Origin of the sequence: Halalkaliarchaeum sp. AArc-CO, from assembly GCF_024972735.1 — an archaeon.
Taxonomy (GTDB): Archaea; Halobacteriota; Halobacteria; order Halobacteriales; family Haloferacaceae; genus Halalkaliarchaeum.
Genome location: NZ_CP087723.1, coordinates 448,785 through 464,280, shown reverse-complemented (window position 1 = coordinate 464,280; position 15,496 = coordinate 448,785). Strand labels below are relative to the sequence as shown.

Below are 15,496 nucleotides of genomic sequence, written 5' to 3'. Positions count from 1 at the left end.
TCACTCGCAGTGGCTAATCTTTCGGGTGAAATATATCGCGTTTTTACTTTCAAACGGTACGTCCCGGGGGATCGACGTTCCGAGAGGCGGATCAAGAGATCGCGTACGTCACCTGGAGGATGATCGCCTCGTCGTATCCCTCCTGCTCCCCCCGGCCGTCGATCACGTTGCGGCTCTGACGGCTCCGAAGCACGTCCGCCTCGGGGTAGATCCGGAGCGACTCCTCCTCGAACTCGTCGACGCGGTCGACCCCGTCCTCCTCTTCGAAGACGGCCGAGACCCACTCCGGAGAGGTGTCCTGTATCGGGGTCGCGTCCGTCCGAGTGAACAGGTCGTCGAACACCGACTCGAGCTCTCGTCGACGCTCCTCGATCTCGTCGGGCTCGGCGGGAACGTCGTCGTCCCCCGGCGGGAACACGTGCAGACGACAGCGTGTCATATCGCTCGGTTTGGGGCTGTCGAACGTATACCTGGCGGTTGAACCGACTTCGGGTGACGGGCAGCGACGGCGTCAGTACTTAAGTGATACCGGACGAATCCCAGACGGAATGAACCGCCCACGTTTCCCCGTGCTGGTCGTCGTGGCTCTCGTCGTGGGAAACGTCCTGCTCGTAGCGAGCGTCGCGTATCCGGTCTCCGAAGCCGAGCCGCGTCCCGCCGTGGAGGCGTTCGAGTCCCCCGTCTCCGACGAGTACCACCTCCTCGCGACCATCGTGACCGACGGCGAATCGACACTGGAGATCGACGGCGCAGTGGCGGCGTCCGGGGAGCGGTACGTCCGGACCGTCCAGGGAGAGACGGTCGTCGAGCGATACCAGCCGAACGGCACCTCCGGGGCCGAATACGCCCGGTACGTCGTCGACGAATCGGAGGCGGACGCCCGCATGCAGCAGTTCGACGACGACGAGGATCTGGAGGTCCTCACACACCGAGGCAACGGCGAATCGGTGACGATAACGACCGTGGACGCCGACCCCAGCACCGACGGCGGTGACAGGCTCGCGGGGGCCGCCTCGGTCGTCGCCGCACAGCTTCGCCTCGTGCAGTACGACACGGTCGACCACGACGCAGTTGCCGGAAACGACGACAGTCCGGAGATACGAACGCTCCGGCCCGAATCCGGCTGGTACGCCGGCGAACAGTCGTACCGCATTTCCGACGCCGAGGGGACAGTCGAGATCGATCCCGAGACGTCCGTATTGGTGGCCGCGGACGTACGGTGGGAACTCACCCGGGGGACGGAAACGTACCTTCACTACCTGCTCAACCGCGACGCGACTGTCAGCCAGGAACTCACCTACGAGTACCGGACCGAAAACGTCTCCGTCGACCGTCCTGACTGGGTCGAGAACCACCCCGAAAACTAACGCAATCGACGGTGATTCCTACGGCCGGTCCAGCACGTGGTGGTCGACCGCGTCCGCTCCCGGGCCCGCGGCGAGATCGATCGTGGCGACTCTGAAGACGTCGTCCGCCCCCTCGACGGGAATCGGTAGCCCGCCGGGATTGATCCGAACCGTCCCGCCGCGCTCCTCGATCCCGTGGGCGTGGGTGTGGCCGTGGAGGACGTAGTCGTACGTTCCGGCGTCGACCAAACCGTCGACGAGCACGTCGCTGGTGCCGTGATACACGGCGATATCGCGACCGTCGAGCGACAGCGCGCCCGCCTCGCCGAGATAGGTTCCGAAGCCGTCGACCACCGACTGGAGGTTCCACTCGCCGTCGTTGTTCCCCCGGACCGCATAGAAGTCGAAGCCGGCGTCGAACGGGGTCGCCGAGAAGGGTGCGACGAAGTCGCCACAGTGGACGACTGCGTCGACCCCGTCGCGTTCGAAGAACGTCACCGCCGCCTCGACGGCGTCCAGGTCGTCGTGGGTGTCCGAAACGATTCCGAGCAGCATACCCGACAGTGTGGACGCGACGGGCAAAAACGTACGCTGCCGGGGGTACCGTCTCGACTACTCTCTGTCGTCTGCGGTCTGCAACAGCTCCACTGCCGGCAGGGGTTCGCCGGTCAGCGCCCGGATGTACGCCCCGCCAGCGATCGAGACGTGCGAGAAGTCGTCCTCGTCGAGGCCGTACATCCCGATCGCCCGGGAGGTGTCACCGCCGCCGACGACCGAAAAGCAGTCGGTGTCGGCGATCGCCCGGAGCACGCCGACCGTCCCGTCGGCGAACCGCTCGTCCTCGAAGACGCCGAGCGCCCCTTTCACGAAGACTGCGTCGGATTCGCGGATCAACTCCCCGTAGACGTCGACGGTTTCGGTGCCGACGTCGAGATAGTCCTCGGTTTTCTCGTCGATCTCCTCGAGAGTCACTTCCGCCCGCTCTCCGTCGGCGTCGGCGTACGCCAAATCGACCGCGAGTGTGAGCTGATCGCCCTTCTCTTCGAGGACGCGCTCGATCGTCTCCCGGTTGTCCGCCCACTGGTCGTCGTAGAGATCGCCGTCGCCGAGGTCGTAGCCGACGTCGTGACCCGCCGCGCGCAAGAAGAGCTCGCCCGCGACGCCGCCGAGACAGAACCGATCGACGCGGTCCTCGAGCGCGTCCATCACCCCGATCACGTCGGTCGCCTTGGTCCCGCCGACGACCATCGTCACCGGTCCGTCGAACTCCCGGGTCGCGATCGCGGTGTTGGCCTCGTACTCCGTTTCCATCACTCGGCCGGCGTACGCCGGCAAGACGACGGGAAATCCAACGAGCGAGGCGTGCTTCCGGTGGGCCGCCGAGTAGGCGTCGTTCACGTAGGCGTCGAAAAGCGGCGCAAGCGTCTCGACGAACTCGCTTTTCGCGTGGGTTTCCGGGTCTTTTTCCGGGAGTTCGTCCACGCACATCCGGACGTTCTCCAGAAGGAGGATCTCGCCCGGCCCGAGCTCCTCGATCGCGGCCTGCGCCTCCTCGCCGTACGTGTCGGCGACGAACCCGACCTCGCGACCCACGTGCTCGCTCAAAACGTCGGCGTGTTGGGACAGCGAGACGAACGTGTCGCGTCCGGGTCGCCCCTGGTGGGCCAGACAGACCACCCGGTGGCCGGCCTCCGCGAGTTCCCGAACCGTGCGGGCGTGTCGGGAGAACCGGCGGTTGTCCTGTACCTCGCCGTCTTCGACGGGCGAGTTCAAATCGAGCCTGACGAGCAGGCGCTGTTCGGTAGGCAGATCGTCGATGGTCCTGAACATGGGTAGTCGGCTGGTTTCGTTGGAACCGAATTAACTCGTCGGGTCAGTCGGCGGTCGATACAGTCCGGAGGCGGTTCAGTAGGCGGCGAGGAACGCCGCCATGTCGAGCATCCGGTTCGAGAAGCCGTACTCGTTGTCGTACCAGGTGAGGATCTTCGCGAGCCCGTCCTCACCGACGACGTTCGTCGACGGCAGGTCGACGTACGTGGAGAACGGCAGGCCCGTGATGTCCCGGGAGACGACCTCCTCGTCGGTGTAACCGAGCACGCCCGCCAGCGGACCCGAGTCGGCCGCCGCGCGGAACGCCTCGTTGATCTCTGCGGCGTCCGGCGACGACTCCAGGTCGACGACGACCTCCGTGATCGAGCCGTTCGGGACCGGCACCCGGATCGCCATCCCGTCGAGTTTCCCCTCGAGTTCCGGCAGTATCTCGGTTGCGGCCTGTGCGGCGCCGGTACTGGTCGGGACGATGTTCTCCGCGGCGGCCCGCCCCCGCCTGGTTTTGGCCATCGGACCGTCGATGAGGTTCTGTGAGCCGGTGTAGGCGTGGACCGTCGTCAGCGTCCCCGACCGGATGCCGAACTCCTCGTGGAGCACCGTCGCGACCGGCGTGACGCTGTTCGTCGTACAGGAGGCGTTCGAGACGACGTCCTCGCCGTCGTACTCTTCGTGATTGACGCCGTAGACGAGCTGTTTGACAGGTTTGTCGCCCTTCGGCGGCGCGGAGATGATCGCGGTGTCGGCACCGCCTTCGACGTGGCCGTACGCGTCATCGTACGTCCGGAACACGCCGGTACACTCCAAAGCGACGTCGACGTCGAGTTCGTCCCACGGGAGTTCCGCAGGGCTCTGAACGTCGAAAATCGGGACGCTCGTGCCGCCGATCGACAGGGCGTCGTCTTCGAGCTCGAGCCCGTCGAGCCGTCCCATCACCGAGTCGTATTTTCCGAGATACGCCATGTCCTCGGCGTCCATCACGTCGTTGATGCCGACGAGTTCGATCCGGGGATCCGAAAGCAGCGCGCGGAAGACGTTGCGCCCGATCCGGCCGAAACCGTTCAGTCCAACCCGAACGACGTCGTCCGCGTCCTCGCCCCCGCACAGGTACGATTTTTCACTCATATGTGAGTGGTAGGCTGTCGAGCACTTAAAATCGCCCGTCATCCGTCAGAATCCGTGCCGGCGCACGACGTCGAGGGGGTCGCGGACCACCTCTTTTAACACCACTCCTCGCAATCCGGGGGTATGGACGCTTTCACCGACGAGTTCCACACCGTCGTCGGCGACGGTGAGGGGTCGCTGTCGGACAGCCGGTACGACGCCGCGGCGGCGAGGGATCTCTACCGCGACATGGTCCGGGCCCGACGGTTCGACGAGCGCGCCGTCGCGCTCCAGCGGCGGGGGTGGATGTCCGGCTACCCGCCGTTCGCGGGACAGGAGGCCGCACAGGTCGGCGCCGCCCACGCGATGGCTGCGGAAGACCGGCTGTTCCCGACGTACCGCTCGAACGCACTGCAGATCGCCCGGGGCGTTCCGATGAGTGACATTCTCCTGTTCCGCCGCGGGCGTGCGGAGTACCACTCGGATCACGACGTCCCCGTCTTCCCACAGGCCATCCCGATCGCTTCCCAGATTCCTCACGCCGCCGGTGCGGGAATGGCCGCGAACTACCTCGAGGAGGAGTGGGCGTCGCTCGTCTGTTTCGGCGACGGCGCGACCTCGGAGGGGGATTTCCACGAGGGCGTGAACTTCGCCGGCGTCTTCGACGCACCGACGGTGTTTTTCTGCGAGAACAACGGCTGGGCGATCTCGCTGCCGGCGGATCGCCAGACTGCAAGCGAATCGATCGCGGCCAAGGCCGACGCCTACGGGATCGACGGCGTCCGAGTCGACGGTAACGACCCCCTGGCCGTTCGGGAGACGGTTGCGGACGCGCTGGCGTCTGCCCGGGACGGAAACCCTGTACTCGTGGAGGCGCTCACCTACCGGCGGGGAGCCCACACCACTGCGGACGATCCCTCCCGGTACCGGGACGAGGAGCCGGATCACCCCGACTGGCGGTTGCGGGACCCGCTCGAGCGATTCGAGGCGTTCCTTCGCGAGGAGGACGTCCTCGACGACGAGACGGTCGAGCGGTTCCGCGAGGAGGCGAACGAGGAGATCGCGGCGGCGATCGAGACCGCCGAGGACGCCGGCCTCCCGGATCCCGACGACCTGTTCGATCACGTGTACGCGGACCCGACGCCGACCCAGGAGAAACAGCGGTCCGAACTCGAGGCGCTCCTCGAGGAGCACGATCCACAGGAACTCGAGTTGGACTGAGGAGAACACGCCGTTTCCAGTTCGTTCGGGCTACGAACGGGCAGACCAATCCTCCATTGGGACGTCAATCCTCCATCGAGACGTACGTCTTCGTGTCCGTGATCCCGGACAGGGCCTGCACCTCGTTTGCAGTCACCTGCAACACGTCGTACACCTCCGGTGCCTCGAGTTCGAGGATCAGATCGTAGTCGCCGGCCACGACGTGCGCCTCCGTAACACCCTCGACCGAGTCCATCCGATCGAGCATCGTCGCTGCCTCCCCGACGTCAGCTTTCACCATGACGAATGCGTGTACCATATGTTACCGAACGACACGATATCGCAAAAGCCTTCCCCCGGTGTGGCGACTCGGGGGGAACGACGAGATGCCTTCGGGGCAACGGTTATTTCCACGGGGGTTCATGTCACGGGTATGCGTTACGTTATCATTGGTGGTGGGCGGGTCGGACTGCGGACGGCCCGCGTACTCGCCGAGGAGGGCCACGAGATCGTGGTCGTCGAACGCGATCCGGAAACCGCGGATCGAGTCCGTGAGGCAGGCTTCGAGGTCGTCGAGGGCGACGGCTCCCGGGAGACGGTGCTCGAGGAGGCCGAACTCGAGACCGCGGACGCGGTCGGCGCGCTGACGAGCGACCTGAACGCCAACTTTGCCGCCTGTATGATCGCCAAACACCACGGCTGCCGGACTGTGATGCGGATCGACGAGGATTACAGGGAAGACATCTACAGGGAGTACGCCGACGAGGTCGACGAGGTGGTCTATCCCGAACGGCTGGGCGCGATCGGCGCGAAGAACGCGCTTTTGGGCGGGAACATTCAGGCGATCGCCGACATCGCCTCCAACCTCCAGGTCCTTTTGATCACGATCCCCGAGTCGTCCCCTTTGTACGGCTACAGCCTCGACGAGACCGAACTCCCGGCGGAGGCCCGGATCCTCGCGTTCGGGAAGGAGGGCGAGTCGCTGGGCATCCCGCTGGGAGATTACTCGCTGGAACCCGGCGACAGGGTCGCCGTGCTCGCGGAGTTCGAGGCGCTCTCGGAGGTCCGGCAACTGTTCATCGGTGAAGACGTCGAACCGCTTGCCGTGGGGGGTGACTGAGCATGGTCGTCGCATACATCATGGTGAAGGTCAACACCGGCGAGGCCGACCGAATCAAATCGGAACTGGAGGCGCTGGAGGGCGTCGTCGACGTCCACATCGTCGCCGGCGACGTCGACTTCATCGTCAAGGTCGACGCCGAATCCCCCGGCGACGTGAAGTCCGTCTCGACGACTGCACTCCAGGAGATCGCCGGCGTCGAGGACACCCAGACGTACATGGCGATGGGGTGAACGGACGAGGCGAGCCCGTTACCCAAAAATCGAGATCGGCGATTCCCTCATCCCTTTTTCAGGGCCGCCCGCCACTGCGTCGCCCCGTACTCGACCCCGGCGACCTCCCACGGGGTTCCGACTGTCGCTGTCCGGAGGCGATCAACGTCGAAGAGACGAAACAACAGCGTCCGTCCGACGTCACCCTCGTACTCGCAGTGGAACGCCCGGTATGCGAGGCCGGGGGCGGGATCCTCACGATACGCGAAGACGTCGGTCGTGGCGTCCAACTCGGGCGCGTAGTTGTCGATCACCGCCGTCGCGTCGGCTGTTGTAACGGTGGCGAGATCGCCCAGAAACGCTCGAACGCCGGCCATCGAACCCGCGAGGCCGACCTGGGTCCCGATCGCCTGTGCCGACCGGAACCGGTCGCGTTCGAACTGCGCCGGAAGCGAGAACATCTCCCCCACCCGAGCGTCGTCGACGCCGCGGTCGCGCATAGTTTCGACGAGCTGTTCGCTCACGTCGATCGCGACGGTTTCGAACCGCCGCTGGTGAAATAGTGCGTCCCGACCGGCGCCGGCCCCCATGTCCAGCAGCGGTCCCTCGAGCCACTGGTCGCGCCAGGCGTCCGGGTCGTGCTCGCCGAAGTACCACTCCTCGATCCTGTGTTCGCGCGTTTCGGGCCCGTCACGGTCGAGGAGCGGTTCCTCGCGGACTCCCAGGTAATGATCGCGAATCGCGCGACCGTACGGATCATGGTCCGTACTACGTTGTGACACACTACCACCTGTGACTGGTACGGCAAAAAGACGAGCGAGGGTCGGTACCGAGGGACGTCCGGGTGCTCACTCCAGGACGATCAGGGGATCGCCCATGTCGACGCTTTCCCCCTCCTCGACGAGCACCTGCGTCACGGTGCCGCCGCGCTCGACGACCACGTCGTTTTCCATCTTCATCGCCTCGAGCACCAGCACGACGTCGCCCGGGCCGACCTCTTGGCCCTCGTCGACGTCCACCGAGAGGACGGTTCCCTGCATCTCCGCCGTGACGGTCTCCCCCTCGCCGGTGACGACCGGCCCCTCGTCCTCGTCGTCCCCGGTCGCCTGCGGCGGGCGTTGGCGGGCGCTTCCGCCGCCACCGGACGGGTTCGGGATCGCGGGCGCGCCACGTTCTTCGAGGCTCACCTCGAAGCGCTTGCCGTTCACCTCGACGGTGAACTCCCGTTCGGTCGTCTCTTCGTCGGCGTCGGCGTCCGTCGTCTCCTCGTCGTCGCCGGCGGTTCCCCATCGTTCGACCGCCTCGCGGATCCGCTCGGGGTCGAGCACCGAATCGAGATAGTTCGTCGTGTGCTCGCCGGCGACGAACGCGTCGTCTTCGAGCATGAGCCGGTGGAACGGGATCACCGTGTGGAGTCCCTCGATCTCGAACTCCGAAAGCGCACGTTGGGATCGGTCGAGACACTCCGTCCGGTCGCGCCCTTCGACGATCAGTTTCGCGAACATCGAGTCGTACTCGCCGGCGATTTCGTCTCCCTGCCGGACCGCGTCGTCGAGCCGAATCCCGATCCCGCCCGGCGGATCGTACGTCTCCAGCGTTCCGGTCGCCGGCGCGAACTCCGCGGCCGGGTTCTCTGCGTTGATCCGGAACTCCATGGCGTGGCCCCTGAGCTCGACGTCCCCCTGGGTGAAGCCCAGCTCCTCGCCGGCGGCGACCCGGAGCTGCTCTTTCACGATGTCGATTCCGGTGAGTTGCTCGGTCACAGTGTGTTCGACCTGGATCCGGGTGTTGACCTCGAGGAAGTAGAACTCGCCCTCCTCGACGAGGAACTCGACGGTGCCGGCGTTCGTGTATCCCGCCTCGCGAACCCCCTGCCGGGCGGCCTCGCCGAGCTTCTCTCTGAGCTCGTCGTCGATCGCTGGTGAGGGCGCCTCCTCGATGATCTTCTGGTGTCGTCGCTGCAGCGAGCAGTCCCGTTCCCCGAGGTGGCGGACGTTGCCCGCCTCGTCGGCGATGATCTGCACCTCGATGTGGCGCGGACGCTCGAGGTAGCGTTCCAGGTACACCGAGTCGTTGTCGAAGTACGCCTCCCCCTCGCGTTGCGCAGACGCGAGTTTCTCGTCGGCTTCGTCGGGTCCCTCGACGATCTTCATGCCGCGACCGCCGCCCCCGCCCTCCGCCTTGATGGCGACCGGATAGCCGTGCTCGTCGCCGAACTCGCGCACGGCGTCGGCCGTCTCGATCGGTTCGGTCGTCCCCGGCACGATCGGGACGCCCGCGGCCTCCATCACCTGGCGTGCGCGGGTTTTCTCGCCGAGCCGCTCCATCGCGTCGCTTTCGGGACCGACCCAGGTGAGCCCGTCGGTCTCCTCCACCGCGGCGGCAAAGCGTGCGTTCTCCGCGAGGAAGCCGTAGCCCGGGTGGATCGCGTCGGCCCCGGCCGTCCGGGCCGCCTCGATCACCGCGTCGCCGTCGAGATACGAGTCGGCAGCCCGCGCCGGGCCGACGTTGTACGCCTCGTCTGCGTAGCGCACGTGACCGGCGTGTTTGTCCGCGTCGCTGTAGATCGCGACGGTGTCGACGCCGAGCTCCTCGCAGGCACGCATCACGCGCACCGCGATCTCGCCACGGTTGGCGATCAGCACCTTCTCGAACATTCTTGGGGAACGTTCCGGGACTGGCCACCTGACTTTATCGGTCCCGATCGATCGTTGGGTTTTTCTGCTGACTCGAGGTTTCGATCCGCGATCCGCGCTTTCGATCCGCCCAGTCGAGCAGCCGCCGGTAGAACGGCTCCGTGGCGAGCGCGTTCGGGTCGCCCACCAGCGTGAGCGCCTTCCGGGCGCGGGTGAGCGCCACGTTGATCCGCCTGTGGTCTTCGAACAGCGGCCCATCGAGCGCACCGGTGGCGACCAGCGAGACGACGATCACCTCCTCGCTGGAGCCCTGGAACCGATCGACCGTGTCGACGGTGACGTCGACCCGCCGATCGATCTCGGCCACCTGCGCGCGGAACGGGGCGATGACGCCGATATCGGCGGCCTCGACGCCAGCCTCCCGGTAGGCGCGGACGATCTCGGCGACCCGCTTCGCCTCCTGCGGGTTCGCGTTCCCCTCCTGTCTGCCGTCGGGGTCGACGAAGTTCACGACGCCCCGGAGCTCCGTCGGAAGGTCGGCGGGGTCGACGCCCAGGTCCCCGATCGTCTGGGAGGCGACGCTCCCGTTCGCGGGCCGCAACGCATTGTCGTAAAACTCCATCGAGGAGAACGCCTGGATCCGCTGTGCCATCCGGTACTGCCGGTCGAGCATGACCGACGCGTCGGGGTACGCCTCGACGAGACGCTCGAAAAGCGAGGTCCGCAGGCCGTTTTCCGCCCGGACGACCGGCGGCAGCTGCTGGTGATCGCCAACCAGCACGAACCGGTCGGCGCGGTTGATCGCCGCGAGCGTCCCCGGTTCGGTGAGCTGTGACGCCTCGTCGACGATGGCGACGTCGAACGACTCTTCCCGGAGCGCACGGGAGCCGCAGGCGGCGGTCGTAGCCGCGACCACGGACGCCTCCCGGAGGGTGGCCGCCCGGTCGTCGGGATCGCCCCGCCGGACGAGCCGGAGGTCCTGCATGTCCCCCCGGACGCCCGTTTTCGTGCCGACCCTCACGATCTCGTCCTCGAGGGTGCTCGCCCCATCGATTGCCGCCCGTTCTGCCGACCGCTCACGGAGCGTCTCGAGGGCGTTGTCGACCGCCCGGTTCGTGAACGCCGAGAGCAACACGCGCTGTCCGTCCTCGACCAGCGCGTGAACGATCTCGGCGATCGTGTACGTCTTTCCGGTGCCGGGTGGGCCGTGAATCAGCGCACAGTCGTCGGCGTGCACCGCGAGGTTCACCGCCTCGTTCTGTGCCTCGTTGTTGTCGACGTACGTCCGCTGCGGGCCGGAAAACCCCGGCTCGCGCCGGCCGAACAGCACGTCCTTCCGGTCGGGGTCGCCCGTCAACACCGCGTCGTGCAATGCCGTCAGATACCGGTCGACCGTCAGCTCGGAGGGATAGACGTCGAGCCGCCGCAGTTCGACCGGTTCGTCGGCCGTCACGACGACCGTCTCGCCGAGCTCCCGGATCCGGCACAGCTCGGCGTGGCCGGCGACCGGATCGCCGTCGCTGGCGAGCGCGACGTCACCCTCCCGGAGCTTCGAGACGACGCCGTCGGGCTTTCGCGCCCGCAGCTCCCACCGACCGTCGGGACGCTCCTCCCGGCTGATCGGCTCCAGGTCCACCAGCGCGCGGTCGGAAGCTGCCCGCTCTCCGGGGGTTTTCTCCCACAGTTTCCGGTAGGCGGCGTGTACCTCCCGGCGCTCCGCCTCGATGAGTCGGTAGAACCGGTCGAAGTACTCCTGCTCTTCCTCGGGAACGGGCGCACCGAGCGTGCCTGCCTTCGACTCCTGGTTCAGCCGGCCCGAGACCACAAGACAGGTGTCCTGTTCGAAGCAGTACTCGCAGGTCGCGTCGGCCTCGTAGCCCGTCGGGACGCCCGCGTTCGGGTCGTCGTCCGCCAGGACGGCGTACTCCATTGCGGCGATCTCGTTTCGCGTCCGGATCACGAACTCCAGCAGGCCGTCGCCGATCGAGAAGTCCTTCGCCGGCGAGAGGTCGCCCTGGGCTTCGCTCCGGTCCAGCGCGGTGTTTTTGGTGTACAGAAGCGTCCCCGTGTCGACCGGGACGCCGCGCTCTTCGAGCATCAGCGCGTAACAGGCCGCCTGGATCTTGTCCTGGAACCGCGGCTCGCGGTTGGTGTTTTTCCCCGTCTTGAGTTCGACGGGCATCCCCCGTCGGAGCGCGTCCGCCCGACCCTTCATCCCGTAGGTCGGCGAGACGAGCGTGTGTTCCGACCGCCAGTCGTCGCCGCCGTCGAGGGTGCCCTGGGCGAGCCAGCCGTCGATCGCCGCGGCATTGCGCCGCACCTCGTCGATCACTTCACGCCGGTCGCGGCCGAGCAGCCCCAGCTCCAGCCCCGCCTCTTCGACGCGGTCGGCGACGGCCTCCTCGAGGTCGCCACCGCGCAACAGGTCGCCGAACACCTCGTGGACGATCGTCCCTTTGACCACCGGATAGTTCAGCGGGATCCCCGAGAGCTTGTTTAAATAGTACAGCCGGGGACACTGCACCCACGACCGGACGTCGGTGACGTCGACCAGGAAGTCCGGCTGGAGGACGACCGCGGAGTCGCCGCCGGTCGCGTACGTCGTCTCGCCGCGATACTCGTCGGTCTGGACGTCGGTGACCAGAAGCTCCATTCCCGGGTCGGCGATCTCGGCAGTGTGTGTCCACTTGCCCCACAACGTTACCCGAACCTCGTCACCGACGTCGGCGTCGCCGCCAGTACCCGCGAGGTACGCCTCGTCGGGATCGCTCTCGCGGGGGCCGACCGGTCGCACGCCGAACTCGACCAGATCCCGGTCTCCGTACCGCGTCGAAACCGTTCGGACCTCGCCGACCTCGAGGATGACGCCGCGGAGGTTCACGGTCGATGCAGCGCCCCGGACGGAAAAACGGTGTCGGTGAACGCTCATCGCTGTCGGCTCAAAGCACGTGGCTCCGGACGGCCTCGACCGACCTGGGCCAGTCGCGTTCGAGCAGCCGCAACGCGGGCTCGACCGCCTCGCGGTGTTCCTCGATCCACGCCTCCGCCTCGTCCATCCGCTGTCGCCACTCCGTTTCCGTCTCGATGCCGAAGTCGGCTGCAGTGTAGGTGTCGCCGTCGACGGTGACGACGCCGTGGACGTCGCCACAGTTCGAGCACCGCACCGACGCGAGGACGAAGTACCGTTCGAGCCGATCGTAGACGTCCTCGTCCACGTCGACGACGTCCTCGACGGCGATGCCGTCGGATTCGCAGGCGTAACACAGCGCCGTCCTGTTCCCGAGTGGTTTCCCGCAGTGGAGGCATCCGTCGGTCACGGGCCGTCTGGTTCGGCTTCGTATATAAGCTGTCGGCGACAGTCCGGACGACACCCCGGGCGCGGGCGCTCCACCGCCTCACCGAACGACTGTTACCGACATCGGCGCGCGACGCAGAACCGTCTCGGAGACGCTCCCCAGAAGCAACCGCTCGATGCTCGACCGGCCGCGGCTCCCCATCACAACGTGGTCGACGTCGTTCGCCTCGGCGTAGTCGAGGATTTCACGTGCGGGATCTCCGACTTCGAGCGCCACCGCCCGGAGCGCCGGCACAGGGGGGTCGGCGGCGTCGATCCGGTCGTTCGCTTCCGCGTTCAGCTCTTCGGCCTCCGCTTTGGCCCGGTCGTACGCTTTGCTGTCGAGGACGCCGCCGTCGGCGTCGGTAGCGATGCCCGCCGGGCCGATCACGTGCAACACCGACAGCTCACCCTCGGGAAACAGCTCGAGTGCAACGTCGAGGGCTTTCCAGGCGGTCTCGGACCCGTCGATCGGAACGAGGACGTGTTGTCCCATATCTTACGTTTCTCAGATACCATCATAGTCGTTCGTATAAATTTTGAAGACAGTCATGCAGCCCGGACAGTGCCGGTTCACCCGCGTTTATACCGGCGTGGCCCGATCCTCCTGTATGGCTTCGACACCCAAGACCGACGACCTGATCGCCTTCAGGCGCGATCTGCACGAACGGCCGGAACCGGCCTGGCGGGAGTTTTACACGACAGCGCGGATCGTCGAGGCGTTACGCGAGCGCGACGTCGACGAGATCCACTACGGTCGAGATGTCCACCGCGCGGAGGCCCGGATGAACGTCCCCGACGAGGCGGAGCTGGCCGAGTGGTACGACCGGGCGCTTTCTGCGGGCGCGGATCCCGAGATCCTGGAGACGCTGCAGGGTGGGTTCACCGGCGCAGTCGCCGTGATCGAACGGGGGGAGGGCCCGACGATCGGCCTCCGGGTCGACATCGACGGACTCCCGATCGCAGAGTCGGGCGAGGCGGGTCACGTCCCTGCAGACGAGGGGTTCCGGTCGAAACACGACGGCTACATGCACGCCTGCGGCCACGACGCCCACGCGACGTTCGGGCTCGGCGTGATCGACGAGATCCTCGCATCCGATTTCTCGGGTACACTGAAGGTGTTCTTCCAGCCGGGCGAGGAGCTGATCGTCGGCGGGAAACCGATGGCCGAGTCCGGTCACCTCGACGACGTCGACTACCTGCTTGCCGTCCACATCGGACTGGATCATCCCACGGGCGAGGTGATCGCTGGTATCGACGGCTTCCTGGCTGTCAGGCATTTCTTCGCGGAGTTTTCGGGGGAGCCGTCCCACGCCGGCGGTCACCCCGAACAGGGGAAAAACACCGTCCAGGCGCTGGCGACCGCGGTCCAGAACCTGTATGCGATCCCGCGGCACGCCGACGGCGCGACGCGGGTGAACGCCGGGATCGTCGGCGGCGGCACCGCCACGAACATCATCCCCGAGGAGTCGTTTATCGAAGGAGAGGTGCGGGGCGAAACAACTGACCTCGCCGACTACGCCTACGAGAAGGCAGAACGCGTACTCGAAAGCGCCGCAACCATGCACGAGTGCGAGGTCGACGTCGAGACCCGCGGCGAGGCGCCCAGCGCCGAAAGCGATCAGGAGCTGGTCGACGTCGTCGCCGAGATCGCCCGGGACGTTTCGGGAGTGACGAACCTGCTGGAGCGCGACGAGCTCGGCGGCAGCGAGGACGCGACCTACCTCATGCAACGCGTCCAGGACAACGGCGGCTACGCGACGTACGTCGGCGTCGGTACCGACCACCCGGGCGGCCACCACACGAGCAGGTTCGACGTCGACGAGGAGTCGATCCAGATCGGGATCGACGTGCTCGCGGGGAGCGTTCTCGAGCTCTCGAAACGCGGGATCTGAGGGACTGGAACGGCAGAATCCCTGAGAAATCCACTTAAAAACGTCTACGGGGCGTCCAGGTCGCCTTCGCCCGAACCGTCTTCGTCCCGATCGGGTTCGTCTTGCTCTCGGTCGCCATGATCGCCTTCGGCGGATTCTTCGGCACGTTGTTGCTTCACTTCCCGGAGCCGATCGATCGGATCGTCGTCGCGCTCGACTCGTACTTCAGTGACGCCGTCGGGATCGAGCCCCGGTTCGCGTTCGGATTCCGGATCCGTCGTCTCCGCCGACTCCCCGTCTGCAGGCTCGGGTGACTCGCCGCCGAACAGGGATCGGACCCACGACCGGATCGTATCGAGGACACTCATCCGTCAGTAGTTCTTGAAAAGCAGCGCGCGCACGTCGTCTTTGGTCTGGGCAGTCGCCGTCTCCCCGTCAGGCAGATCGACTTCGTATCGCGCCTCCCCGTCGCCTTCCCGCCACTTGTCCTCGTGGGTGTCCAGCAGGCTCATCATCGCGTTCAGCCGCGATTCGTCGTCGCCGTCGTTGTTATCGCCGTCATCTTCTTCTACGCCGTCGTCTGTCGCTTCCGCGTCCGTTTCAGTGTCCGATTCTTCGGCGTCCTCCGGTTGTTCGATCTCTGCTTCGTCGCCGTCGATCTGCGTTCCAGCCGCGGCCGCCCGATCGGGGTCCTCGACCGCGTCGGCGAGATCCAACAGGTACGAGACGACGTCACAGTCCCGGACCGTTCCGTACTGGTCGACGTGCGCCTCCTCGAGTTCTTCCCGTAGCGAGTCGAACCGCAGTTCCTGAGGCTCAGTGATCCGTATTTCCGGCATTAGA

The 15,496-nt window shown here is 66.4% G+C and carries 16 protein-coding genes and 1 pseudogene; 5 read left to right on the top strand and 12 right to left on the bottom strand.

Translation table 11 applies throughout. The annotated features are described in order from the left end of the window. Nucleotides 1-91: 91 nt before the first annotated feature. Nucleotides 92-439, bottom strand: a complete 348-nt coding sequence (locus AArcCO_RS03050; protein ID WP_259534960.1) for a hypothetical protein — start codon at nt 437-439, stop codon at nt 92-94. A gap of 109 nt (nt 440-548) precedes the next feature. Here AArcCO_RS03050 and AArcCO_RS03045 point away from each other — a divergent pair, with 109 nt between their 5' ends. Beyond that, on the top strand, nt 549-1,367 hold the full coding sequence (locus AArcCO_RS03045) for a hypothetical protein (protein WP_259534959.1): 819 nt from the start codon (nt 549-551) through the stop codon (nt 1,365-1,367). Between the two features lie 18 nt (nt 1,368-1,385). Here AArcCO_RS03045 and AArcCO_RS03040 read toward each other — a convergent pair whose 3' ends face one another. The 3 genes from AArcCO_RS03040 to gap form a co-directional block, all read right to left on the bottom strand. Then, a complete protein-coding gene (locus tag AArcCO_RS03040) occupies nt 1,386-1,901 on the bottom strand; it encodes a metallophosphoesterase (protein WP_259534958.1) in 516 nt (171 codons plus the stop codon). Nucleotides 1,902-1,958: 57 nt separating this feature from the next. Next, nucleotides 1,959-3,176: a phosphoglycerate kinase gene (locus AArcCO_RS03035; RefSeq protein WP_259534957.1), complete on the bottom strand. Its 1,218-nt coding sequence runs from the start codon at nt 3,174-3,176 to the stop codon at nt 1,959-1,961. Between the two features lie 75 nt (nt 3,177-3,251). Continuing rightward, nucleotides 3,252-4,298, bottom strand: a complete 1,047-nt coding sequence (gene gap / locus AArcCO_RS03030) for a type I glyceraldehyde-3-phosphate dehydrogenase (protein ID WP_259534956.1) — start codon at nt 4,296-4,298, stop codon at nt 3,252-3,254. A gap of 123 nt (nt 4,299-4,421) precedes the next feature. Here gap and AArcCO_RS03025 point away from each other — a divergent pair, with 123 nt between their 5' ends. Further along, entirely contained in the window at nt 4,422-5,498 is a 1,077-nt protein-coding gene (locus AArcCO_RS03025) for a thiamine pyrophosphate-dependent enzyme (RefSeq protein ID WP_259534955.1), read from the top strand. A 64-nt stretch (nt 5,499-5,562) separates the two neighbouring features. Here the strand turns inward: AArcCO_RS03025 and AArcCO_RS03020 are convergent, their stop codons facing one another. Continuing rightward, complete coding sequence (locus AArcCO_RS03020) at nt 5,563-5,796, bottom strand: Lrp/AsnC family transcriptional regulator (RefSeq protein ID WP_259534954.1); 234 nt, start codon at nt 5,794-5,796, stop codon at nt 5,563-5,565. Between the two features lie 114 nt (nt 5,797-5,910). Here AArcCO_RS03020 and AArcCO_RS03015 point away from each other — a divergent pair, with 114 nt between their 5' ends. Further along, nucleotides 5,911-6,597: a potassium channel family protein gene (locus tag AArcCO_RS03015; RefSeq protein ID WP_259534953.1), complete on the top strand. Its 687-nt coding sequence runs from the start codon at nt 5,911-5,913 to the stop codon at nt 6,595-6,597. A gap of 2 nt (nt 6,598-6,599) precedes the next feature. Next, nucleotides 6,600-6,830 (top strand): Lrp/AsnC family transcriptional regulator, encoded by a 231-nt coding sequence (locus AArcCO_RS03010; RefSeq protein WP_259534952.1) that lies wholly within the window; start codon nt 6,600-6,602, stop codon nt 6,828-6,830. A 47-nt stretch (nt 6,831-6,877) separates the two neighbouring features. On the opposite strand, the gene AArcCO_RS03005 is transcribed toward AArcCO_RS03010, so the two are convergent. The 5 genes and pseudogenes from AArcCO_RS03005 to AArcCO_RS02985 all read right to left on the bottom strand — a co-directional run bounded on the left by AArcCO_RS03005 (nt 6,878) and on the right by AArcCO_RS02985 (nt 13,275). After that, a complete protein-coding gene (locus tag AArcCO_RS03005; RefSeq protein ID WP_259534950.1) occupies nt 6,878-7,591 on the bottom strand; it encodes a class I SAM-dependent methyltransferase in 714 nt (237 codons plus the stop codon). 66 nt (nt 7,592-7,657) lie between these two features. Beyond that, nucleotides 7,658-9,466 (bottom strand): acetyl-CoA carboxylase biotin carboxylase subunit, encoded by a 1,809-nt coding sequence (locus AArcCO_RS03000; RefSeq protein WP_259534949.1) that lies wholly within the window; start codon nt 9,464-9,466, stop codon nt 7,658-7,660. Nucleotides 9,467-9,566: 100 nt separating this feature from the next. Beyond that, nucleotides 9,567-12,326 (bottom strand): annotated as a pseudogene (locus AArcCO_RS02995) (AAA domain-containing protein); the annotation flags it as partial. A gap of 58 nt (nt 12,327-12,384) precedes the next feature. Continuing rightward, nucleotides 12,385-12,762 carry a hypothetical protein gene (locus AArcCO_RS02990; protein WP_259534948.1) on the bottom strand — a complete coding sequence of 126 codons (378 nt, stop codon included), beginning with the start codon at nt 12,760-12,762 and terminating at the stop codon, nt 12,385-12,387. A 78-nt stretch (nt 12,763-12,840) separates the two neighbouring features. After that, on the bottom strand, nt 12,841-13,275 hold the full coding sequence (locus tag AArcCO_RS02985; RefSeq protein WP_259534947.1) for a universal stress protein: 435 nt from the start codon (nt 13,273-13,275) through the stop codon (nt 12,841-12,843). A 115-nt stretch (nt 13,276-13,390) separates the two neighbouring features. On the opposite strand from AArcCO_RS02985, the gene AArcCO_RS02980 reads away from it, so the two are divergent. Then, entirely contained in the window at nt 13,391-14,674 is a 1,284-nt protein-coding gene (locus AArcCO_RS02980) for an amidohydrolase (protein WP_259534946.1), read from the top strand. A 44-nt stretch (nt 14,675-14,718) separates the two neighbouring features. Here the strand turns inward: AArcCO_RS02980 and AArcCO_RS02975 are convergent, their stop codons facing one another. Both AArcCO_RS02975 and AArcCO_RS02970 read right to left on the bottom strand, forming a co-directional pair. Further along, nucleotides 14,719-15,021 carry a hypothetical protein gene (locus tag AArcCO_RS02975; RefSeq protein WP_259534945.1) on the bottom strand — a complete coding sequence of 101 codons (303 nt, stop codon included), beginning with the start codon at nt 15,019-15,021 and terminating at the stop codon, nt 14,719-14,721. 3 nt (nt 15,022-15,024) lie between these two features. Next, the gene (locus AArcCO_RS02970; RefSeq protein WP_259534944.1) at nt 15,025-15,492 is read right to left on the bottom strand and encodes a hypothetical protein; all 468 of its coding nucleotides are present in this window, start codon (nt 15,490-15,492) and stop codon (nt 15,025-15,027) included. Nucleotides 15,493-15,496: the final 4 nt, after the last annotated feature.